At 65.0% G+C, this 22,417-nt stretch carries 21 protein-coding genes; 9 read left to right on the top strand and 12 right to left on the bottom strand.

Annotation, left to right across the window (positions count from 1 at the left end; all coding sequences use genetic code 11):
- Positions 1-48: 48 nt before the first annotated feature.
- The gene (locus B9C43_RS18370) at positions 49-1,311 is read right to left on the bottom strand and encodes a serine hydroxymethyltransferase (RefSeq protein ID WP_084427791.1); all 1,263 of its coding nucleotides are present in this window, start codon (positions 1,309-1,311) and stop codon (positions 49-51) included.
- Between the two features lie 51 nt (positions 1,312-1,362).
- On the opposite strand from B9C43_RS18370, the gene B9C43_RS18365 reads away from it, so the two are divergent.
- Complete coding sequence (locus B9C43_RS18365) at positions 1,363-1,809, top strand: DUF4442 domain-containing protein (protein WP_084427789.1); 447 nt, start codon at positions 1,363-1,365, stop codon at positions 1,807-1,809.
- Between the two features lies 1 nt (position 1,810).
- Here B9C43_RS18365 and B9C43_RS18360 read toward each other — a convergent pair whose 3' ends face one another.
- The gene (locus B9C43_RS18360) at positions 1,811-2,884 is read right to left on the bottom strand and encodes a hypothetical protein (protein ID WP_143446392.1); all 1,074 of its coding nucleotides are present in this window, start codon (positions 2,882-2,884) and stop codon (positions 1,811-1,813) included.
- A gap of 76 nt (positions 2,885-2,960) precedes the next feature.
- Between B9C43_RS18360 and B9C43_RS56725 the strand changes: the two genes are divergently transcribed.
- The gene (locus B9C43_RS56725; RefSeq protein ID WP_160096559.1) at positions 2,961-3,107 is read left to right on the top strand and encodes a hypothetical protein; all 147 of its coding nucleotides are present in this window, start codon (positions 2,961-2,963) and stop codon (positions 3,105-3,107) included.
- On the opposite strand, the gene B9C43_RS18355 is transcribed toward B9C43_RS56725, so the two are convergent.
- From B9C43_RS18355 to B9C43_RS18345, 3 genes are all read right to left on the bottom strand, one after another.
- The gene (locus B9C43_RS18355) at positions 3,108-3,497 is read right to left on the bottom strand and encodes an uL11 family ribosomal protein (RefSeq protein ID WP_033390015.1); all 390 of its coding nucleotides are present in this window, start codon (positions 3,495-3,497) and stop codon (positions 3,108-3,110) included.
- A gap of 65 nt (positions 3,498-3,562) precedes the next feature.
- Entirely contained in the window at positions 3,563-4,408 is an 846-nt protein-coding gene (locus B9C43_RS18350) for a hypothetical protein (RefSeq protein WP_084427785.1), read from the bottom strand.
- A gap of 74 nt (positions 4,409-4,482) precedes the next feature.
- A complete protein-coding gene (locus tag B9C43_RS18345) occupies positions 4,483-5,484 on the bottom strand; it encodes a LysR family transcriptional regulator (RefSeq protein ID WP_084427783.1) in 1,002 nt (333 codons plus the stop codon).
- Between the two features lie 254 nt (positions 5,485-5,738).
- Between B9C43_RS18345 and B9C43_RS18340 the strand changes: the two genes are divergently transcribed.
- The 3 genes from B9C43_RS18340 (at position 5,739) to B9C43_RS18330 (ending at position 9,393) form a co-directional block, all read left to right on the top strand.
- Positions 5,739-6,968: an MFS transporter gene (locus B9C43_RS18340; RefSeq protein WP_033390010.1), complete on the top strand. Its 1,230-nt coding sequence runs from the start codon at positions 5,739-5,741 to the stop codon at positions 6,966-6,968.
- A gap of 262 nt (positions 6,969-7,230) precedes the next feature.
- The gene (locus B9C43_RS18335) at positions 7,231-8,358 is read left to right on the top strand and encodes a GGDEF domain-containing protein (RefSeq protein WP_235038671.1); all 1,128 of its coding nucleotides are present in this window, start codon (positions 7,231-7,233) and stop codon (positions 8,356-8,358) included.
- A 51-nt stretch (positions 8,359-8,409) separates the two neighbouring features.
- Positions 8,410-9,393, top strand: coding sequence for a serine hydrolase domain-containing protein (locus B9C43_RS18330; RefSeq protein WP_084427781.1), 984 nt, complete (start codon positions 8,410-8,412; stop codon positions 9,391-9,393).
- Here the strand turns inward: B9C43_RS18330 and B9C43_RS18325 are convergent.
- From B9C43_RS18325 to B9C43_RS18315, 3 genes are all read right to left on the bottom strand, one after another.
- On the bottom strand, positions 9,390-9,758 hold the full coding sequence (locus B9C43_RS18325) for a hypothetical protein (protein ID WP_084427779.1): 369 nt from the start codon (positions 9,756-9,758) through the stop codon (positions 9,390-9,392). The genes B9C43_RS18330 and B9C43_RS18325 overlap by 4 nt on opposite strands.
- A gap of 250 nt (positions 9,759-10,008) precedes the next feature.
- Positions 10,009-13,938, bottom strand: coding sequence for a discoidin domain-containing protein (locus B9C43_RS18320; RefSeq protein WP_084427777.1), 3,930 nt, complete (start codon positions 13,936-13,938; stop codon positions 10,009-10,011).
- A 179-nt stretch (positions 13,939-14,117) separates the two neighbouring features.
- Positions 14,118-14,405: a hypothetical protein gene (locus B9C43_RS18315; RefSeq protein ID WP_143446391.1), complete on the bottom strand. Its 288-nt coding sequence runs from the start codon at positions 14,403-14,405 to the stop codon at positions 14,118-14,120.
- Between the two features lie 200 nt (positions 14,406-14,605).
- On the opposite strand from B9C43_RS18315, the gene B9C43_RS18310 reads away from it, so the two are divergent.
- The 4 genes from B9C43_RS18310 to B9C43_RS18295 all read left to right on the top strand — a co-directional run bounded on the left by B9C43_RS18310 (position 14,606) and on the right by B9C43_RS18295 (position 18,097).
- The gene (locus B9C43_RS18310; RefSeq protein ID WP_033390012.1) at positions 14,606-15,178 is read left to right on the top strand and encodes a TetR/AcrR family transcriptional regulator; all 573 of its coding nucleotides are present in this window, start codon (positions 14,606-14,608) and stop codon (positions 15,176-15,178) included.
- Positions 15,165-16,520, top strand: a complete 1,356-nt coding sequence (locus B9C43_RS18305) for a nitrilase-related carbon-nitrogen hydrolase (RefSeq protein ID WP_143446390.1) — start codon at positions 15,165-15,167, stop codon at positions 16,518-16,520. Before B9C43_RS18310 ends, B9C43_RS18305 begins: the two co-directional genes overlap by 14 nt.
- Positions 16,521-16,673: 153 nt before the next feature.
- Entirely contained in the window at positions 16,674-17,504 is an 831-nt protein-coding gene (locus B9C43_RS18300; RefSeq protein ID WP_143446389.1) for a hypothetical protein, read from the top strand.
- Complete coding sequence (locus B9C43_RS18295; RefSeq protein ID WP_084427771.1) at positions 17,504-18,097, top strand: class F sortase; 594 nt, start codon at positions 17,504-17,506, stop codon at positions 18,095-18,097. The genes B9C43_RS18300 and B9C43_RS18295 overlap by 1 nt, the downstream gene beginning before the upstream one ends.
- A 49-nt stretch (positions 18,098-18,146) precedes the next feature.
- Here the strand turns inward: B9C43_RS18295 and B9C43_RS18290 are convergent, their stop codons facing one another.
- The 4 genes from B9C43_RS18290 to B9C43_RS18275 all read right to left on the bottom strand — a co-directional run bounded on the left by B9C43_RS18290 (position 18,147) and on the right by B9C43_RS18275 (position 22,359).
- Positions 18,147-18,815 (bottom strand): ABC transporter ATP-binding protein, encoded by a 669-nt coding sequence (locus B9C43_RS18290; RefSeq protein WP_084427769.1) that lies wholly within the window; start codon positions 18,813-18,815, stop codon positions 18,147-18,149.
- An 11-nt stretch (positions 18,816-18,826) separates the two neighbouring features.
- Positions 18,827-20,869 (bottom strand): hypothetical protein, encoded by a 2,043-nt coding sequence (locus tag B9C43_RS18285; RefSeq protein ID WP_084427767.1) that lies wholly within the window; start codon positions 20,867-20,869, stop codon positions 18,827-18,829.
- A gap of 68 nt (positions 20,870-20,937) precedes the next feature.
- On the bottom strand, positions 20,938-21,240 hold the full coding sequence (locus B9C43_RS18280) for a lactococcin 972 family bacteriocin (RefSeq protein ID WP_051897046.1): 303 nt from the start codon (positions 21,238-21,240) through the stop codon (positions 20,938-20,940).
- Between the two features lie 327 nt (positions 21,241-21,567).
- On the bottom strand, positions 21,568-22,359 hold the full coding sequence (locus B9C43_RS18275) for a TauD/TfdA family dioxygenase (protein ID WP_084427765.1): 792 nt from the start codon (positions 22,357-22,359) through the stop codon (positions 21,568-21,570).
- Between the last annotated feature and the right edge of the window lie 58 nt (positions 22,360-22,417).

The following is a 22,417-nucleotide window of genomic DNA, read 5'->3' as shown; positions in this document are numbered from 1 at the left end:
CAACAATCCGTCTTAGTACGGCCTCTCGGCTACGTCAGCCGACGTACGTCAGCGCCAGCCCGGCATCGGGTAGGCGGCCAGCAGCTCACGGACCTCGCCCGCGATTCGCTCGATCGTGGCCTCGTCACCGGCGTTCTCGGCCTGCACGACCTGGTCGATCCACTCGGCGACCTTGACCATCTGCTCGGTGCCCAGGCCCCGCGTGGTGATCGAGGGAGTGCCGAGCCGCAGGCCGGACGGGTCGAACGGCTTGCGCGGGTCGAACGGGACCGAGTTGTAGTTCAGCTCGATGCCCGCGCGGTCCAGCGCCTTCGCGGCTGGCTTGCCCGCGATGCCCTTGTTGGTCAGGTCGATCAGGATCAGGTGGTTGTCCGTACCGCCCGACACCAGGTCGAAGCCGCGCTCGATCAGTGCCTCGGCCAGTGCCTTGGCGTTGGCGACGATGGCGTGCGCGTACGTCGAGAACTCGGGCTTGCTGGCCTCACCCAACGCGACCGCGATGGCGGCGGTGGTGTGGTTGTGCGGACCGCCCTGCAGGCCCGGGAACACAGCCCTGTCCAGGGCCTTCGCGTGCTCAGCGTCGGACATGATCATGGCGCCACGCGGGCCACGCAGGGTCTTGTGCGTCGTGGTGGTGATGACCGGCGCGTGCCCGACGGGCGACGGGTGTGCGCCACCGGCGATCAGGCCGGCGATGTGTGCGATGTCGGCGACCAGCACGGCGCCGACTTCCTGGGCGATCGCGGCGAAGCCCGGGTAGTCGATGGTGCGTGGGATCGCCGTGCCGCCGCACCAGATCAGCTTCGGCCGCTCGGCCAGAGCAAGGTCGCGGACCTCGTCGAGGTCAACCGTGCCGGTGTCCTTACGGACGCCGTACGCGACGCTGCGGAACCACTTGCCGGTCGCGGAGACGTTCCAACCGTGCGTGAGGTGACCACCTGCGGGCAACGCCATACCCATGACGGTCTCGCCGGGCTGCAGGAAGGCCATGTAGACGGCGAGGTTGGCCGGAGAACCGGAGTACGGCTGGACGTTGGCGTGCTCGACGCCGAACACCGCCTTGGCACGCTCGATCGCCAGGCTCTCGATCGGGTCGATGAGCTGCTGGCCTTCGTAGTACCGCTTGCCGGCGTATCCCTCGGAGTACTTGTTGGTCAGCACCGTGCCGGTCGCTTCGAGGACCGCGGTGGACACGTAGTTCTCCGACGCGATGAGCCGGATCTTCTCGTATTGGCGCTGGGCTTCCTGCTCGACGAGCCCCGCGATCTCGGGGTCCGCGGTGGCGAGGTCGTTAATCGCGGGCTGATGCACGGTGGCAGATCCTATCTTCCCTCTAAGTTACTGACGAGTAGTATCGACGCCATGGACTTGAGCATGCTCGGCGAAGCGATGAAGAGCACCGTGCCCTGGGTCAAGACCGCTGGCATCGAATTCAAGGATGTCGCCAGCGACCGTGTCGTCACAGTGCTGCCGGACAATCCGGCGAACCACAACCACGTCGGCGGCGCGCACGCGGCAGTCGCGTTCGGCCTCGCCGAGACCGCGTCGGGCGCGGTCGTGCTGGCGTCGTTCAGCGACCAGCTCGCTCGGGCAACGCCGTTGGTCAAGCGCTCGGAGATCGACTACAAGAAGGTCGCGATGGGCGACCTGACCGCCGAGGCCGTGCTCGGCCGCCCGGCCGAGGAGATCGTCGCCGAACTGGACAACGGCACGCGGCCGGAATTCCCGGTACACGTCACCATCCGCAACGCCGAGGACGCGACCACCGCCGAGGTGACCGTGACCTGGACACTGCGTCCCAACCGCTGATCTACTCGACGTCCTCGAGCAGTTCGGAGACCGCTTGTTGGGCCAAGGTGCGGGCGTACATGCAGCCGTTCCCCTTGTTGAAATGGTCGCGGTACTCGATGCGCAGCAGCCTGCCCGGCACGATTTCGACTGCGTACGCGCAGGCGAGGCCAACGATCTCCTGGCGCGCTGGGAGTAGGCCGATCTTGTGCTCGCTCACTTGTGCGCCCTTGGCCGGGTGCACCTGAGCGAGTCCTTGGTCAGGGCCGTTGGTCAGTAGCGTCTCCGCTTTGCGCACGTCGGTCTGCGCCAGGCAGGTCGTGCCCATGTCGTTCTTGCCTTGCACGTGCTTGCGGTCGCCGATCTCGATGACCGCGTACGTTGTGACGACGTCATTGACGAGCTTGCATGCCTCGCTCACCGAGCCGCGGACTGGTTGCTGCGGCGTCCGGTCCCAGACTTTGCCGCCGGCCAGCGGGACCATCGCCTTGACGATCCGTTCCATGATCGTCTTCGCGGTCTGGCAGCTCTTCGCGCGGTCGATGGGCTTCTTGTTCTGGTTCCAGACCAGCAGGTCGACCTTGTTCACCGACCGGGTGTTCACCTCGACCTGGCATGACCCGGGGTATGCGTCCTGGTTGCGTTTCAGGTCGTAGACCCTGGCCTGCAGGCCCGCGATCGTCGCCGGTTCCATGAAGGCCACCGGGTCGTAGTCGAACGGGTTGAACGATCCGCCCCAGGTGATCTGGACGGCGTCACCGGCCGCCTGGTCGAGGAAGAACGAACAGAAGTGGCCTGCCGGGCCCGGTGGCGTGGCCGCGATGCCGTCGAACAAACCGGCCGGGACCCACGCGCACCGGCCGCTCGGCTGCTTGTCCCAGCCCCGCCAGTTGAACCCCGGCACCGGATCGGGCTGGTCGATCTCGCCTTGGGCGAAACCCGAATTGTTCTCCGGGAAGCTGTACTGGTCGGGTTTCTTGCCTTCGCCGACCTTGTTGACGCCTTTCTCGCCGACCGGCTGACCGTCGACATGCATCGCGCACGCACCGGCACCCAGCAGTGCCAGCGCGGTCAAAACGGAGGCCAATCGTTTCATCAGTGGCGGACGCTAGCAGCAGAACTGGACTATTGTCGGGTTAACCGGAGATCTGCTCGCAGGATCGAGGTCCACCATGGACATCTTCCGCAACGGCTGTGTCGATCTGCGTGACTGGCGCGAGATCGTCAAGGAGAACGACGACAAGTGCATCGAGGTCCGCAGCCTCGCCGACGTCATTCGCGAGGCTGCCAAGGCGGATCCGCCCTGCCAGCCTCGCTGATCAGCTCACCTGCACGCCCATCGACCTCGCGGTGCCCGCGACGGTCCGCATCGCGGCCTCGATGTCGGTGGTGTTCAGATCCGGCAATTTCCGCTCCGCGATCGCCCGCAGCCGCTCGCGGCTCAAGGTCTTGTCGCCGTTCAACGCCTGCTTGATCAGAAACGAGGTCGGCGGCGTCTTGAGTTTGAGCGCGAAGGAGCGGTCGTCGAAGACCGTGATCACGGCGGGCACGATTTCGCCGCGCTGCGCCGCGGTCAGCGAGTCGTATTCCTTTTTCAGCGCGACCAGGTTGACCCCGGTCATGCCGAGCATCTTGCCGAGCTCGGCGACCGGCGCCTCACCAGCAGGTAGCGCCATCGTCACCTGATGGCTTTGTTTCTTCGGTGGCATCGCTCGCCGTCCTTTCCGTCAGACGGCGAGCGACGTTAAAGTCTCCCGTTACGGGAGAGTCAAAACTATTTACGGAATCGCCAGGTCTTGCTGTCGAACAGCAGGCAGATGCTGGGCGACAGAACGACCACCCGCAGCGTGCCGTCGCGCTCGTCGTAATCGATGCCTTCGACCTCGAAGTCGCCGCTGCACCCGCTTTCCAGCGGCAGCTGACCGAGTGCGGTCACCTTGCCCGCGACGTCACTGCCGTTCAGCGGCGACGCCAAATCGACCTGCAGCAAGGGTTTCTTGATGCCGAACAACGTCCCATCCGGGTCGTCGGACGCACAGAGCAGCTGGGTCGGCGCGGTGAAGTCGCAGCCCTGGACGTCCCGTACCGGCCGGTCGAGCCGGATCTGACCGGCCAACGGCAAGTTCTGGCCCGGAGTCGTGAACCTGATGCCTGGCATGGGATGGACGAGCAAGCGGCTCATCGTTCCCCACTCGCCCGCGACCATCCACTGGCCGTCCGGCGAGACGGCGGAGAAGGAGTTGTTGGTGGCCTCCCATGACTCCAGCGCGTGGGTGTACTCCGACCACTGGTTGTTTGGCGCCTGGACACGGAACAGCTTGGCACCGCGGTCATCGCGCTGATAGGGCTCGACGTAGTAGCCGTGGCCCGCACCCGGGTCCCCGACGTGGTTCCAGCCGCGACTCGACACTCCAGCGGGGATGGTGCCGACGCCTGTGTAGCGGATGATCGTCTCGTTTGGACGGACAATGGTGGCGAGGCCTTGGCTCTCGTCGAGCGGGCGAGCCCGATCGGAGCCAACGGGATTCCACGGCCCCACCGCCGACGCGGCCTGCGCGACGGCGGGGACCAGGGTCATGCTTACCGTCGCCAGCAGGGTGACTACGGCAACTCTGCGCATGCGCTGTGCATACCGGGCCGAGGTGACTTCCCGTAAGCCGCCACATGAACCATATTCACGTTTTATCGGTCGGGTTATTGCGGGGTACTCGGCCGGGCCAGCCGCAGCGCGGCGTCCAGCTCGACGTGTGCCTCCGGATGCTCGGCCCACCACTTGGTGAAGTGCGGGTTGCGGTCGACCACGGCCCGATACGCATGCGCCGCACAAGCGAAAGCCTCATGAGCCCGACCGGCGACCAGGCCGTCGGTCCGGGTCGCGACCATGATCCTGATCGAGATCGGGTCGCCGACGAGCGGACGGATGGCGATCCCGTCCCAGTTACGAGACGCGGGCGACGCCAACGACACCGCACCGCTGGCGACCAACGCCCGCGCATTGCCTGTCTCGATGACGTGGTGCGTGATCCGAGGCGTGAACCCCAGCGCGGCACAAGCGGTGTGCAGCTGCATGCGGGCGCTGTCGTACTCCGGGGGCAACGCGACCCAGTCGTACTTCTCCAACTCCGCGAGGGGCACGACGTCGTATGCGGCGAGCGGGCTCTCCGCGGAGACCGCGACGAACTGAGGTTCGTGCAGCAAGGTCCGTACTTCGATTCCGGTCAGGTGCCTGCGGTCGACGCCTTCGAAGTAGTCGAACACGGCCAGGTTGGCGCGTTTGGACACGAGCATGTCCAGCAACGTCTGCCACGACCAGTCGATCTCGGTCCGGACCTCGGTGCACCGGAACCGCGCGCGCAACTCGTCGACGAGCTGGCTGACCCACAGCATGGGCATCGCCGCTGCCACAAAGGGACCTTGGGACGGGACGCTGGCGCGTTCACGCGCCGAGGACAACAGCTGGGACAGGTCGTCGAGGACCACGTGCGCCGAGCGGATCACGTACCGCCCGAGATCCGTCGGCACGCTGCCCGCCGGGGTGCGTTCGAACAACTGCCCGCCGACCAAGCGCTCGACCGAGCGCAGCTGCGCGCTGAGCGCGGGCTGGGTGAGCCCGAGCCGCGCTGCGGCCTTTGTCACACTGCCTTCTTCGGCGATGGCGCAGACCGCTCGCAGGTGGCGTAGCTCCAACTCAGCCATAAGTGTTCTTGATACCCCTTTCGGATGAGCCAGAGCTAGTGGCTGGAGCCATATTTTCGGTATCCGTTCCGTTGCCTCCGGTCAACGACAGCGGCGGAACCACTCCACAGGGAGGTAGGTACCGGGTCGGTGCGCCGACACCGACCCGGTACCGCTTTCGACAACGGTGCGTGATCGCACCCATCAGATGCGTGAGCCGTCGATTCCAGGCGGTATTGGCTTAGTGACCGTCGGCACCTACATTGGGTATCGACATGACACAAGCAGCGCAGCGTTCTGGCTTCCGGTCGGCCTTCGGCGTACGCGAATTCCGCGCGCTGTGGGCCGCTGAAGCGCTTTCCCAGCTCGGTGACCAGCTCGCGCGAGTCGCTCTCGCGGTCCTCGTCTACTCGCGAACCAACTCGGCCGCGCTGGCCGCGTTGACCATCGCGCTGAGCTACACGCCGTCCTTTCTGGGCTCGGCGCTGCTGTCCGGTCTCGCCGACCGGTTCCCCCGCCGCGAGGTCATGATCGTCTGCGATCTGCTCTCGGCGAGCCTCGTGATCCTGATGGCGCTGCCCGGGGTGCCGCTCACGGTTGTCTGCGTGGCGATGGCTGGGGTCTCGCTCGTCGGCGGTCCCTTTAGGTCGGCACGGCTGGCGTTGCTGCCCGAAGTGCTCAGCGGCGAGGCGTACGTCGCCGGGCTCGCGATCCGTAGCATCACGATCCAGACCGCCCAGTTGCTCGGATTCGCTTTGGGCGGCGTGGTTGTCGCGCTGATCAACCCGTACCTCGCGCTCGCGGTCGACGCGTTGACGTTCCTGGCGTCCGCGCTGCTGCTGCGTCTTATGGTGCCGTGGCGTCCCGCGCCGCAGCATCCGAACGCCCGACGCGCCTTCTGGGCCTCGTCGATCCACGGCGCCCGCGTGATCGCCGGCATCCCGGGCCTGCCGGCACTCTTCGTCCTCGGCATGCTCGCGGGCCTCTACATCGGACCGGAAGGACTCGCGACCGCGTGGGTCGCGGAAATGGGCGAGACGACCAAGACGGTCGGTCTGGTGATGGGTGCTCCCGCAGCCGGTCTGGTCGTCGGTGCGTGGCTGATGACCAAGTTCGTCCCCGCGGAGACCCGGCTGCGCCTGGTCGGCCCGATGGCCTCGCTCGCCGGCATCGTCCTCATGCTGTGCGCGTTGCGGCCAGGGTTGTTCGCGGTACTGGGGATCCTGTTCGTCAGCGGGATGTTCACCGCCTACCAGGTCCTTGTCGGCGCCGCGTTCGGAACGTCGACACCCGCCGACAGCCGCGCCTCGGTGATGGGCCTGTTGAACTCAGGAGTGCTTACCGCACAAGGTGTCGGCGTGTTGATCGCCGGGATTCTGGCGGACTACGTGGGAGTGGGACAGACCGTCGCCATCGCCGGAGCACTGGGAGCGGTGATCGCCATTCCGGCGGCGGTGGCCTGGAATCGGGCCACCACCGCACCACAGCCCGCTACCGGTGTGTGAGGATTTCAGTATTCGATCCCGCCCATGGCCGGTACCTCTTTCACGTGCATCGATTCGGCAATTGAGAGTGTAGCTTGAAGACATCCACGTTCCAGTGGCTGAGCGGGGAGGAACTTTGAGCGGGTCAGCCGGGCCCTTTAGCCGAAGCCTCCATCCTCGAGGGTGGACGCTTTGGCGGCAGCCCCGCGCCTTGGTCCGGTTTTTCCTCACTATTGAACTCGCTGTAGCCGCACTGACGGTGTTTTTTGCTTTCCGTGACGAAGTGACTACCAAACATTGGTGGCAGTTCGCGGTGCTGTGCGGGTTCGCACTGCTGCAGGCCGAGGCGAGCCGGAAGATCGAGAAGGCCAGGCGGCTGATCACCAACGCGCCGCACGTCAACATGACGTCGGTCTGGGTGTTCGCCGGTGTGCTGCTGCTGCCGTACAGCCTCGCCGGAGTGCTGGTGATCATCGTCTACGGCCACCTGTGGCTGCGCATTCAACGCAAGATGGGCACCCGGCCGATCCACCGCGTGGTGTTCTCCGCGTCGATGATCATGCTGTGCGCGTACGCGGCCGGGGGCATCTACACCGCCGGCCGGATGCTCCAGCAGAGCCACGGCTGGGTTTCGTCGACCACCACACCGGTGATCATCGCCGTCGCGACGCTGGTGTTCCTGGTGATCAACAACATCCTGGTCGCCACCGCCGCCTCGCTGCACGGCCGGCCGAGCCATGTACTGGTCTCGTGGCCGGATCTGGCGCTGGAAATCGCCACTTTGTGCCTCGGTTCGCTCACCGCATTGGCGTTGGACAATGTCCCTTACCTGATCGTGCTGATCCTGCCGCCGCTACTCGTGCTGCACCGTGCGGTACTGGTCAAGCAACTGGAAGAGTTGGCGATTACCGATCAGAAGACAGGATTGCTGAACGCGACCGCGTGGCACGAAGCGGCGAAGAACGAGCTTTCCCGGGCCGAGCGTCAGCAGTCGTGTTTCGGTGTCCTGATGGTCGACCTCGATTACTTCAAACGGGTCAACGACACCTACGGCCATCTGGCTGGCGACGAAGTGCTGAAAGCAATCGCCCGAATGCTCAAGGACGAGCTGCGTGACTACGACTCGGCAGGCCGGTTCGGCGGCGAGGAATTCGCCGTGCTGATCCCGGATTCCTCACCGACGGACATCGTGGCGACCGCGGAGCGGCTGCGTAAGCGGGTGACCGAGCTGGAAGTGCTCGCGCCGACCGAGAACGGCGAGTCGATGATCACCAACCTCAGCGCGTCGATCGGGGTGGCGATCTACCCGAGCAGCGGTACGTCCCTCGAACAGCTGATGCTGACCGCGGACTCGGCCGTCTACACAGCGAAATCCAACGGCCGCAACCAGGTCGTCACACTGTCCACATAGCTGCCCGTTGGTGATTGCCGGCACTGACCGCGGCCTCGTTAGGCTTCGACGGTGCTCGCCGAAGAGATCGAGAAGCTCGCCGCCGAAACCGGATTCTCCGGCGTGGTGTCCGTCGACCGTGCCGGCCGGATCGAATTCGCCAAGGCCTACGGCTACGCTCATCGCGGTCACCAGATCCCGAACACAGTGGACACCAGGTTCGCGATCGCCAGTGGCACCAAGGGATTTACCGCGCTCACGGTCGTCAGCCTGATCGTCGACGGCGTGCTGGAGCTCGCCACCACGGCCCGATCGGTGCTGGGCGAGGACCTGCCGCTGATCGACGACGCGGTGACCGTTGAACACCTGCTGGGCCATCGATCCGGTATCGGTGACTACTACCAGGAGGATCCCGATGACGACATCGCCGCCTATCTGCTTCCGGCTGCTCCGGAGAAACTCGCCGACACCGAGCAATACCTGCCCGTGCTGGACGGGTATCCACAGCGGTTCGCACCGGGCACTGATTTCGCGTACTGCAACGGCGGTTATGTGGTTCTCGCCCTGATAGCCGAACGGGTCAGCGGTACGCCATTCCACACCCTCGTCCGAGAACGCGTGTGTACGCCTGCCGGGATGACGTCGACTGAATTCCTGCGGAGCGACGAACCGGGACCGCGAACCGCGCTCGGATACGTCGGCAATCGCACCAACATCTTCCACCTACCGGTTCGTGGCAACGGTGACGGCGGCATCCACTCGACCACAGCGGACATCACGGCCTTCTGGTCCGCCCTGCACAAAGGGGCGATCGTGCCGGCCGATTGGGCGGCGAGGATGACCCGTCCACGCAGTGATCACGACGAAGCTCTGCAATACGGGCTGGGCTTCTGGCTGCCGCCTGGAAAGCACACGGTGATGCTCGAGGGCTACGACGCGGGCGTGTCATTCCGCAGTACACACAAACCGGCGACCGGCCTGACGTACACGGTGATATCCAACGATTCCGAAGGCGCCTGGCCAGTGACGCGCCGGCTGGCGGAAATACTGGACTAGAGATCCGGCAACGGATCCGGCGGCAGGAAGTCCGCGGTCATGATCTCCGCATCCGCCGCACGGACAACGGAGACGTACTCCTCGTCGATCTCCAGCAACAACGGGCCAAGGGTGACCGTCGGCGACAACGAGCCGTACAACTCGACCGGCCCAAGCTTGGTCCGCCGCGGATATGTCGCCAGCACCCCGGCCGGTCTATGGCGGCTGAACCATCTGCAACCCAATACCGTCACCGTGTTGTCGGTGACCACGATCAGGTACTCCCCCATCGCCGCCACCGAGCTGGCCGGAAACATGTATCGGATCTGCTCCCCCTCTGGTAACAGATCACGGCACCGTTTGCGCACCACGGAGGACACCGGCATCCTCACGCACCCCCTCACCCGTCCTGCCCTCCCAGTCTGCGCACCGGCGTGCTCCCGTCAAGCCCCCATTAGCACTGGTCACACCGACGTTGTGGAGTGGATCATCGGACGTTGCTTCGCATCGACCCGATTGCCGGTGGCCAGTGGCCAGCGCGGTATTGCCGCCGTTGCGCATGCAGTCAACGGAATGCTACGGCATGCGACCGGGGCCGTACCGGCGCTGGCGGTACGGCCCCGGAGTCATCACCCCTCAGTTGATATTGATCTTGAACGTGGTCGTGGTGTTCTTGATGTCCTGATGGTTGTTGGCGAACCGCAGGTTGTTGAAGGTGACCTCACCGACCGCCGGACCTTGCCCAGGTTCGGGCATCTCGTTGGCCCACAAGCCGAAGCCCGACTTGGACTCGAACTGGTCACCCGACAGCCGGGCGCCGCTGATCGAGATGTCGGTCAGCACCGAGTCGGTGATCGGGTTCTCCGGCTGGCTGCCGGTGTACTTGGTCTGGAACATGATCCCGCTGTACGTCGGGTCCACGATGTCCACGTCGGACACCCTGATCCCGCGGTACACCTTGCTGGCCGAGAACATCCAGATCGCGCCGAAGGTCTGCGCGCCCCAGAAGTGCCCGCCCGCCCGGATGAGCGAGATGTTCTCGAACGACGTGATCCCTGGCCCGAACCCTTCCATCGGGTACCCGAAGTCCAGCGAGCTGATCGTGACTCCGGAGTACGTCAACGTGTCCGCGATGTACAGGTTGCGGAAGGTGTTGTTCTGCCCGCCGTACACCGCGAGCCCCGCGGCCCGCCACGTCGTGGTGGAGGACAGGTTCTCGTACACGTTGCCGCTCTGCCCGCTGCCGCCCGCATCCGTCGCGGCGAACAACGCGAAGCTGTCGTCACCGGTCGACCGGGCGTCGATGTTGCTGAGGCGGTTGTTCTTGCTGCCGTTGGTCATGTTGACACCGTCGGCCCACATGTTGCGGATGCGCGAGTTGGTGATCGAGATGTTCTGCACGTTCGCGCCCCAGAACAGGCACACCATGTGCTCGGTCCAGACGTTGTCGATCGTCAGGCCGGTGACGCCGTTGGCGTCGAAGACCTTGCCTGGGCCGTCGATCCGGTTGACGTAGTTGCCGAAGTAGGCGAACCCGGAGAACTTCGAGGCACCCGCCGCGGCCTCGATCCGGAACCCGATGTCGGTGCCGTCCTGGTTGCTGGGCGCGAGGAACCGCGAGAACCACGGGCCCGCGCCGACAACCTGGATCGGCTTGCCGTACACCTGGAACTTGCTGCTGGTCTGGTAGTCGCCTCTCGGCAGGTACACGCCCACCAAGTTGCCCGTGGTGTCCATCCGCACCCGGTCGAGCGCGTTCTGCACGTCCTGGTGGGAGAAACCGGACGGCACGGCGAACTTGGCCGGATCCGGGTTCGGGGTCTCGGACACCTGCTCGAAGTCGACGAAGTCGATCGCGTACGTGCTCGTGTTGGACGCGGACTTCTGCAGCCGGATCTTGCTGCCCGCGGGCACTGTGCTGTTGAGCAGAACGCTTGCCTCGTCGTAGATGTGACGCGGACCGCCCGCGCCGGGATCGTTGCCCGGGCTGGCTTCGTTGCCGTACACCCACGAGTAGCGCGAGGTCAGGTTGATCGACTTGTGGAACGTGCCGTTGACGAAGATGTCCAAAGTGGAGTTGATACCGCCACCGCCCGGTGCGTCCGGGATCGAGAACCGGGTGACCAGGGTGTTGGTCGCCTGGCGGTTGGTGAACTCCACCGAGGCACCGGTGCTGTTCAACGTGACCGCACGCCGCCCGGACGCCTCACCGGCGAGGTCGCCGATTGTCCGGTTAGGACCGACGACGGCCGCGCCACCGGCGAGCACACCGGTCTCGGCTTCGTAATGGTCGTACGGCATGTTGGCGCCACGACCGACGAACAGCGACTGGGTAGTGGTGTTGTTGCCACGCTTGACGGGCAATTCGTTGCCGTCATTGGCGATCACGGTCTTGATCGTGTACCTGCCGTTGGCTGCGGTCCACGTACCGACGGCCACGGGCGCCGTCGTAGCTCCAGCAGCGATCACGCCATTGTGGGCGCCACTGAGGTTGGCGACAACGGCGCCCGTGTCCGCGTTCGCCACCTGCAAGGTGACGTTGTGCGCACCACTCGCCGAGGCGATGGTGCCTTGGTTCTTGATGGCGACCGAGAAGTTCACCGTGTTCCCGGCCGAGGGGTTGTCCGGCGTCCAGCTGACCGGTGACGCGATCAGGTCGGAGCTCGAGACCGGGTTGACCGTGAGCGAGCTCGCGTTGGTGAATGAGTTGTTGGCCTCGCTCTGTTCGACGACTTTGTTCGACTCGTCGACCTTGGCGATCAACTGGTACGAACCAGCCGTCTGCGCGCCGATGTTCGCCGAGACCGTCGCTTGTGCGCCTGCCGCGAGAGAGGAGACCTGCGCGGTGCCGACCTTTGTAGTGCCGAGGTAGAAGTTCAGATCCGTGGCACCGGAGGCGAGCGCACCAGCGTTGCGTACGGTCGCGCTGGCCGTGATCGAGTCCGTCTCCACCGGCGACGACGGCGACCACGACGAGGCGGAGATCGTGAGGTCGGGGTTCGGCGCCGCGACACCGATGACCTGGAACTCCGCGGCCTGCCCTGCGGGCGCACCAGTGTTCGCGGTGAACTTCAACTGGACGTCGGCAACCCGTGCAGCCACCGGGATGGTCACGGAGTTCCCAGTCGCCGGGTCGAAGCTGTACGTCGTCGACGGCACCAGGCTGGTCAAGCCGGATGCGCTCTGCTCACGGCCGAGGACCTCGATGGTCTGCGTCCGCGGGCCCCAGATCGTGGCCGGGTTGAGCCGGACGACCACCGAGCTCGTGTCCACATTGGAACCGAGCTGGACGGTCAACGTGTTCGGGTACGAGCCGCCCGCGCCTTCCCAGTACGTGTTCACGTCGTTGTCGTTGGCGTTGGTGGCGATGAAGGTGTGCACGGTCGAGGACGCGGTGATCGGCTTGCCGACAGCGAGGTTCGTGGCTCCGCTGCCGGTTCCCGTGCGGGTAACGCTGTTGCTGTTCGGGGACTGGTTGCCCGCAGCGTCCTTGGCGCGCACGAAGTACGTGACAGTCGCGCTGTCCGGCTGGTTGTCCGTGAAAGACAGGCCCGTCACGCTGGTACGCAGGACGTTGTTGGCGTAGACGTCGTAGCCGGTGACGCCGACGTTGTCCGTGGCCGCGTTCCACTGCAGGTTGATCTGACCGGAGCCCGGCTGCGTGAACCGGAGGTTGGCCGGCGCGGTCGGCGGTTCGTTGTCACCGCCGTCGGGGCCGTAGACCTCGAACTCGGACACCTGACCCGCGGGCCAACCCGTGTTCGCGGTGACGTGCAGCCGCAGGTACCGCGTTGTCGTTGCGGTGTAGTTGATCGTGACGGTGTTGTTGGTCGCCGGATTGAACTGATAACCCGCCGAGGCAACGATGTCCGTGAAGGTGCTGCCGTTGGCGCTGCCTTGGACGGTCAGCGTCTGCGTACGGGAACCCCAGTTGGCGACAGGCAGTTTCAGCACGATCTGGGTCGTGCTGATCGACGCGCCGAGGTCGACCTGGAGCCACTGCGGGAAGGCGTTGTTCGCGCTTTCCCAGTAGGTGTTCTGGTTCGAGTCGTTGCTGGCGCCAGGGCCGTAGCCGCCGACGGATCCGCTGGCAGTCATGGTTTTGCCCAGCGCGAGGTTCGGTCCGGCCAGTATCGTCGGCGTGGTCTCGATCTCGGCCAGCGCGCCGTCAGTGCCGGCGAAGTCCACCCGGACGTACCGGGTCACCGTGGCCCCAAAGGGAATCTGGACGGTGTTGTTCTCCCGTGGCTCGAACTTGTAGTCCTTGGCCGCGGCGATGGTGAAGTACCCGACGCCGTCGTAGCTGCCCTGCACGGACAGGTGCTGAGTCCGCGCCTCCCACTTGGCGGGCAGTTTGAGCACGACGCCGGAGATGCTCTTGGCCTGGCCGAGATCGATCTGCGCCGGTGCGCCACCGCTCTGCCAGTACGAGTTCTGATCGCCGTCGTGGATGACACTGGTGCTGCTTGTGATGTCCGCGTTCGGCGCCGCGACGGCAGGGGTGGACACGCCGAACAGTGCGAGGCTTGCAGTGAGCAATGTGGCTGATAGCCGAGATCTGGTCATGCCTGACTGACCTCTCGTCCGGGGGCAGGGGTAAACGAGAAGGTTGGATCTTCCGGCCGCTTGTCCTCAATATTTCGGCCGGTTGTCACTTTTTTGCGGTCGGGAGTCCGAGCGTTACAGATGCGCTACGGCCACGTCAATAGCCAGTTAGCGCTGGGTGAGGTCGATTCGCAGGGAAGTCAGGGCATCAGGCCGCGCAGCCGCACGCCCGCGGTGACCCGCTCGAAGCCGTTGCCGGTCAGCACGATCTCGGCGCTCTGTCCCTTGACCATCTCGTTGAAGAACTCGCCGTGGTAGACAACGGCGCTGACCTTCAGTGCGACGTCGAACTTGCCCCCGCCGCAGCGCGCCTCGGTGAAGAAGTCGCCGACCCGGACCGGGCCCTTGTAACAGCGTCCGGTGATCCGCACGCCGTTGCCGTCGACTACCGGACCGCCACCCAACTCGGCGAACTCGATCTTGCGCATGCCGCCTCCGACGTTCGCCCCCATTGGTGAACCCGCTGCATGCTCCCTGGCGAACACGATCAGTAGCAAGCCTCGTGACCTTGAAATTTCCGAAGTGTGATAACTCGGGCCAGCGCTTCGGCAGATCACACCGACCGTAGGCATCGGTCTCACAGACCGTGAAGGTGTACGCAGTACACATCGACGTGTACGTTGTACACGTGACTCCGACTCCGAACCGGCTGACCGCCGCGGCCCTGGCGATCCTGCTGAGCGAAGGCGCACAGGCGGTGACGATGCGTCGAGTGGCGGCCGACGCGGGCGTCACCACGATGGCGACCTATCGGCACTTCCCCAACAGGGAAGCCTTGCTGCACAAAACAGTCCACGACGCTGTCGCCGAGGAGACCGCCTCGTGGAGCGAGTGGGCCCCCGGCTTGGACTTCGCCGCGCGCGCGGACCAGTTGCTTGACCTCTTCCTGGACTTCGCGCTCGGCAAACCGAACCTGTACAAGTACCTGGTCACCGAAGAGCGGCCAGATGCTCGCCAGTTCCCTTCGGACTTCCGGCAAGGCGGATCACCGGCCTTCGCGCCGGTGTTCGAAGCCGTGTCGCGCGGGATGCGCGACGGAGTCCTGCGCCAGGACGACGTTCTCGAAGTCACGCTGGCGATCACCACACCGGTCATGGGCCTGCTGCAGCAGTACCACGGCGGCCGGATCACGTTGCCGGAGCAGGAGTTCCGGTCGCTGTGCAAGCGAACTGTCGAAAGGGTCCTCAATGGCCTTCGTTAGCGTGCTCGCCTCTGGTGCACTGTTCTTCTTCGGCACCGGGCTGACACCGATTCCGCTCCTGACCTGGCTCGCGCCGATTCCGGTGCTGGTGCCACGCTTATCCGGCTGGAAAGCGTTCGGCGCCGGGGCCGTCGCCTACTTGCTGGGCACCACCAACAGCTGGGTCTTCTACTCCGACTCGCACGACATGCCGCTCTGGCCTTGGGGACTGGTCATCAGCATCGGGTCAGCGCTGGCATTCGGCCTGAGCACATGGCTTTTCCATCGGCTGCGCGACCGCAGCCCTGTGCTCGCGGCCCTCGCGGCACCAGCGGCCTGGATTTCCGTGGTGTACCTGGTGTGGGTGTCCAACCCGATGGGTGTCCAGGGCACGTTGGCGACGACCCAGGCGGACTTCCCCTTGCTTCTGCAGGTCTCGTCGGTGACAGGGGCCATGGGCGTCGAGTTCCTGGTGCTGTTCATCCCAGCGGCGATCGCCACGTTGCGGCTTCGAAGTGCCCTGATTGCTTGCGGTGTCGGGTTGATCGTCGTTTCCTTCGGTGCGATACGAATGTCGTCTGGTCCGACTGAACGAGTGGCATTGGTGGCCAGCGGCCAGAAAGGCTGGGCCGCCGATCTGCGCACCGACCGTTCACTTCTCGACGCCTACGTCGCTGAACTCAAGGCACTGCCCGACGGCGTCCAAACCGTCGTCTTGCCCGAAGCGGCCTTCGGCTCGTCAGATCCGGCGACCCTCATTCCGCCAATGGAAGAACTCGCGCAGCGCTTCACCATCGTGGTCGGCTACGCGGAATGGACAGACGCGAAGTACAACTACGCGTTGACGTTCCCGGGAGCGGCCCGATATCTCAAGCACCACGACACCGTGAGCCCGCCAGGTGATTCCCTGACATTCGCCAAACCGCATGTGGGCATCGCAATCTGTATGGACGTAAACCACCGCAATCCCAGCGCCACCTACGCCGCCGCAGGCGCTCGGCTGTTAGCCATTCCCGCCTCGGACGAAGACGAAAACGGCTGGCAGCACAGTCGCACCGCCCTGCTTCGCGGCGTGGAGAACGGCGTCGCCATCGCTTGGGGCGGCAGGCAAACCAACCTGATGCTCGCTGATGGCTATGGCCGCGTGATCGCATCCGAGCCCACGGGCAGCACTGGCTTCACGACTGTAATTTCAGACGTTCCACTAGGTCCCGGCGCGACCGTCTATACCCGCTTCGGCGACTGGTTCAGCTGGCTCTGCCTCGCCTTCACCGCTGTGATCTTGTGCCACGCCAACGGGCTATTGCGAGGACGACTGCGGAAGGCGAAGATAGTAAGCACGCGCCGTGACGAGGTTGCGTAAAATTTTGCCCCTGACCTTGGGATCCGGTTTTTGTTACAGGTTCTTCCGGTGAGGTTGTTCACGCATAACCGGCTTGGCGAAAACGCCGTCCTCGGGTTAGCTGAGCGGCATTCGGGGGATTTTCGCTGTTATGCGTAACAAGGGGAGAAAGTCTTGAAGAAGTCGATGGGCCTGCTGTCGCGCGCTGTCCTCATCGGGGTTTCCGCCGCCGTGCTGGCAGCCCCGGCAGCACTGGCCACCCCGGCCACCGGCACGCCGGAGACCGGCGCCGAGCAGCCGCAGTCGGACGTGAAAGAGCGGATCGCCAAGTACAAGAAGCGCGTCGAGCAGATCGAAGCCGACCTGAAGGACGCAGTGAAGGCGGTCGACGCGGCGACCAGCAAAGCCGAGGCGCAGAAGGCGAAGGCAGCGGCCGAGAAGGTCAAGGCCGCGGCGGACGCGCTCGACAAGGAGCTGCAGGCGTTCCTGGACAGCCCTGACCTGAAGGAGCACCAGGACCGGATCGCGGTCGGTCAGGTCATGCACCGCGCCCACGAGGCGAGCAAGGCCGCGGACGCGGCGATCACCAAGGCGCAGAAGAAGATCGACGACGACCAGCCGACGCCGCCCGTGCCCGCCGCGGACATCGCCGTGGAGCCGCAGTCCGCCGGCCGCGGCGGCATTGTCGCGATCGTCGTGTTCTGCCCCGAGGGCAAGGTGAGCAACTTCGCCTCCGACGCGCTGAACATCGTTGCCGAGTCACGCTTCGAGGACGGCCCGATCACCGCGATCGGCGCGATCGTCAAAGAGGACGCGGCACCCGGCAAGCACACCGTCACGGCCTCGTGCGACTCGCAGAAGCTGACCACGTCGTTCACCGTGACCGCGGACGCACCGGTCCAGTCGAAGCCGCCGACAAGCGATGACGTGCGCCGCAAGAGCGTCGTCAAGCCGAAGGGCAAGATCGAGACCGGCGGCGGCGCGACCGCACTGCAGACGGTCTGATGCACCGCAAGCTGATGGGTGGCCTCATAGCGGCCACCCTCACCTTCGCCATCGCCGCATGCGGCTCATCCCCGGCGCCTCCCGCTGCGCCACCCGCCCCCACGTCCTCCGCTGCCGTCGCGGCAGCGACAACGGAGGACGGACGGGCGAAGCCGACGAACGTGCGAATCCCCAAGATCGCCGCGGAGTCGACACTGGTCGAAGCGGGCCTGGACAAGAACAAATCGATCGAAGTCCCACCGGTCGAGCAGCCGATGCAAGCAGCTTGGTACAAGTACAGCCAAGTCCCCGGCGACCCCGGCCCGGCGATCCTGCTTGGCCACGTCGACGGGAACAAGAAGCCGGGAATCTTCTACAAGCTGCACGAGCTGAAAACCGGCGACGAGATCTTCGTGAAGCGCGAAGACGGCAAAGAACTGCGTTTCGTAGCGACCCGCACAGAGCAGGTCCCGAAGGAAAAACTGCCCGAAGAAGCCATCTACGGCACGACGCAGGAGTCAGAGCTACGCCTGATCACCTGCGGCGGAGTCTTCGACAAAGCAGCTCACAGCTACAAGGACAACGTCATCGTCTACGCGAAGCTAGCCGCGTAACCAAGCACCAGAACGCCCGGGCCTCACAGCGGCCCGGGCTTCTTGCTGCTTATCGCGGTGCGGCGCCGACACCGACGCGCGAGGCTGTCCCTCGCGCTTCCAATGAGACGGTCTCGTCGCACTGGTCACGGACCCAGTCGTCGTGCGTGGCGATGACCACGCACGCACCGCTGTCCGCCAGATTGCGCAGCAACGAAACGACAATCTCCGTGTTGCCGTGATCAAGGGCGCCGGTCGGTTCGTCGGCCAGCACCAGGCTCGGTTCCTTCACGATGAGACGGGCCAACGCGACCCGTTGCTGTTCACCGCCGGAAAGCCGGCTGACCCGGTCGTCTTCACGGCCGGCCAGCCCCACTCGCTCCAGGGCGTCCGACATCGCCGCGTTGCCGCGACGGCCGCGGACCTTCAGCGCCACATCGATGTTCTCGGCGATGGTCGCGTTCTCCACGAGCGCGTAGTTCTGGAACAGGTAACCCAAGTGGTCACGGCGGAACCGGCGAACCGCACCGGGCCGCATCCGCGTCAGTTCACGCCCGTCGAACCAGATCTCGCCGCTGGTCGGCTGTTCCAGCAACCCCATGCAGTTGAGCAAAGTGGACTTTCCGGATCCACTTGGGCCGGTCAGTGCCGTCAACTGGCCCGGCTTCAACGTCAGGTCGAGGCCAGTCCACAGTGTCCGCTCGCCGTAGGACATGGTGAGGTCGCGGGTTTCCAGCATTGTTGCCTCCATTACGCTTCACTGGCTCCAGCGCGGACTACCCGGCGGTGCGCGCGAATCAGAGCCGCGACCACGCCGCCAACGGTCAGTACGGCGAGCCCGCCGATGGCGCCCCATTCCGGAAAGCCAAGCGTCACAGGGCCGAACGGCGGGGACGAACCTCGGCTCGTGTACTCCGCGAGGCGGCTGTTGACGCGTGCAGCCTGGTACGGCAACCAACCGACCAGGACTGCGAGCACGACCGCCTCGAAGGCCAGGAACATCCGGTGTGTCGTGATGAACCGCCAGCCGCTCACGTGCCTCGCGAAGATGAGCTGTGCGTTGCGCCGAGTATGGATCAGCACCGCACCGATCCCGCTGACGAACAGCACCAGCATGCCCGCCCCGACTCCGAACAGTGCCAGCCGGAAGTCGCGCAGCGCGTCGGTTCGCTCTTCGGCGGCCTCGGCTGCCGCAGGGGTCGCCGACACGACGAACCGGCGAAGTTCGGGGTCGGCGGCCACCGCGTCCGCGACTGTCTGTGGATTCGGGAACAGTACGCGTCCCTGCGTTGCGAAGGCGACCAGGTTGTCCACAGTAATCAGTCCGCTTCGCGAAGGAAGGAAGACCACGATGGGGTCCTTGGCGAAGGAGTGGTCCTTGTCGACCTCACTCGGCGCCACCGGCCCGTCGATCTCGGATGTGTAGGTGAAAACCTCTTGGCCCGCTGCTGTTTCGGCCCGCTTGAAGTCCACTGTGGTCAGATTGCTGGGCAGTAGGCGGACCACCTCGTCGCGGTGGTTCCACAGGTCCGCCGGGATGAGCAGAGCCGGCCCATCCGTCGTGGCCCTCGTCCCGTCAGCCAGGCGAATCGGCTGGGCGTGCAGGAAGTTCTCGTTGACGTACATCAGGTCTCGGCCACGCAGCGCACCTGCGTCCTGGACGATTTCACGTCCCGCGAGGACTAAGTGGTTCGCCTGCTCCTCGGCACGAAGCCACGCACCGACGACCGAACTGGCCTCTGTGAAGCCGACAGCCGACTTGACGTTGCCCACACCGATCCGCGACGTGCTGCCAAGTTGCGTGTAGGCGGCGGAAACGTCGGCACGCCGTTCGAGGTCCAGCCCCGTCTCGATCGCTCGCTCGGCGAGGACCACTGTGGCGACGACGGTCACCGCCTGCAACAGGTAAGCCGCGGCGGAGGCGGTTCTGGCAGGCAGTTCGCCCTTCACGGCGGCGAGCACGCGCAACTGCATGAGCAGTGCCAACGCCAGGGCGTGCGTGCCGATGGCGACTATGGCCAGCACACAGCTGATCACCAACGCGGTCAGCAGGTAGATACCGAAGCTCGCCAGGCCGTTGTAGATCGCGAGAAAACCCGCGGCGACCGTGAGGACCAGCGCACCGGCGGCCAACCAATACGTGGCGGCACGGCGCAGGTCGGACAGCAGCAGACCGCCGTAACCAAAGCCCTGAAGCCTCTTGACGCCGTACGCACGCGCTCCCAACAGCACACCGGCAGCGGCCACAGCGACCGACACCAGCACCATCATCTTCAGGACGCTGGCCTGCTGGTCCTGGACCGCCCGGTCGATGAGGGCCAGGCTCCACCGGTCGGCCCGCTCGTTGACCCGCATGCCCTGCGTAGAGAAGAACGCGCCCAGCTCGACGGCCTTGGCGTAGTCACCGAACACCACGTAGGAGCCGATCGGCTCCTGAGCGCCCAGGTCGGCGAACGGGCGCACATGCGTGGTCACCGACCTGGTGAAATCCGTATAGCCGCCGTGCAGCCACTGTTGCACTACCGGGTCGCTACCGGCGACATAGAGCGTACGGCCGTTCCCGTCGAAATTGTTGGACACCCGCCCTGCCGTAATGGCACGGTCCATCACGAACTGTTCGATCTGGGCATGCAGCTCATTTGCCGGCTTGCTTCTGTCCCATTGCGTGACCGTGACAGCCGACTCAACCGGAAGTGGGGAAAGCTCGTCCCAATGAGTCACCAACGTGAACGAGAAAAAGCAGGCGAAAATCCAGTTCGCGATCAGAACGAACCGCAGACTCTTGGCGGACAAAGACTTTCCTCACTTGCGGGGAAAGGTTCCCGCTCCGGCTGGAGCGGGAACCCCTTACCGGCTCAGGCTCACGGGCACGGGGCCTGGCTGTTCCAGAAGGCCTCGTTGCCGAACAGCGCGGCCTCGTCGCGGACCGCCGCCAAGTCGCCCGGCCGCTTGTTGCCGGACCCCTTGACTCCGTTCGCGCCGTCGACCGCGGAGCTGTGGCACTTCTGGTTGTGCTGGTACTCCGACCACACCCACTTGGCGTCGGCGCCGTGCTCCCACCAGCCGCCGTCCTGCCACGAGCCTGCAGCCGTGGCGGCGCTTGCGGCACCGACAATCAGCGCAGCAGCGGAAAGACCCGTGACAGCAAACTTCTTGAAATTCATGTTTTTCAATCAACCCTAACGAAATACGTTGAACAAACAGGGCGGACAACCGGCGTTGTCGGCTGCCGGACACAAAGTTAGAGATTTTCCGTCAACCAGAACAGCGGTTTCAGGCAGGGATTAAGTGGTCAATCTCTGCTTGACTTCCCAACTGACCGGCGCGCCACCCACACTGTCCACACAGGACAAGCTGAGGAACCAGACGAGGCTCAGCCTGTGGATGGACCGCGGCGACCGTAGCCAGATGCGGCCAGACGACAGCGGTGCAGGAGACCGATCCGGACATCCGCGACACACTTCGGGCCTCGCCCGAGCGGACATGGCAGGTCACCGCATCCCGCTCGACGCTGCTACTGGACTCGGCCGGAAACCGAACGGAATCCCCAGGTGTGGCAAAGGGTTCGCGTTGACGCGGAAGATCACGCGCTGACCGGTGAAGGCGCGACGGCCATGCAACCAACGGTGGTTGTTCAGTACGTACCCTTGCCCCATGTCCAGCTTGATCATCATCGCGTGCCGGTCGATTGCAGCTCGCAAGGTCGGCAGCCAGCGGCACACCTCCGGTGAGAACTGGGCGAGGTCATCCAATCGCAGGCGGACCTCAATCCGACCGTCATCGGCATCAGTGAAGATCGAACCGAGGTAACCAGCAGCGCCGCCGAACAACACGGAGCGGGGAGCGCAAAACGCGCGCAACGCATCCGGCTCGGACTCGGCGAGATCGTCGTAGACCGCCTGGCCGTCGATCAACACGCATTCGCCGCCCGTGGCTGTTGGCAGGCCGCAGCTCGTCATCAGCAGCACAGGCGGATGGTCGACGCCCGATCGATCGGTGTGCGGATTGAGGGCACAGGCACTGAACCCGGCGAAGCCGCTCTGAACGCGCTCAGTCCCAAGATCGGCAATCGTGGTGACGCCATCGGCTCCGCTGTCCCGATGCGGCACAACCGTCCCGATTGACTCAGCCAACCGCAACAGGTCCGACGAGTCGGCCAGACCCTCAACCAATGCGAGCCCACGCCCAGCGAGCGCGGCCGGTATCCCGTGAACTTCGACGCGATAGCGCTCAAGCGAGTCGAGCACCATTCCTACCTCCCCAAACTGGTCGAGCCGGTACATCCAGCACAACCGGAGTGAGCGGCCACGTCCAGTGACAGACTGTCAACCCTCCGTCGCC

It is taken from the genome of Kibdelosporangium aridum (assembly GCF_900176515.1).
Lineage (GTDB): Bacteria > Actinomycetota > Actinomycetes > Mycobacteriales > Pseudonocardiaceae > Kibdelosporangium > Kibdelosporangium aridum.
Note: the sequence above shows the minus strand (reverse complement) of the source record. Positions and strands in the feature narration are given on the sequence as shown.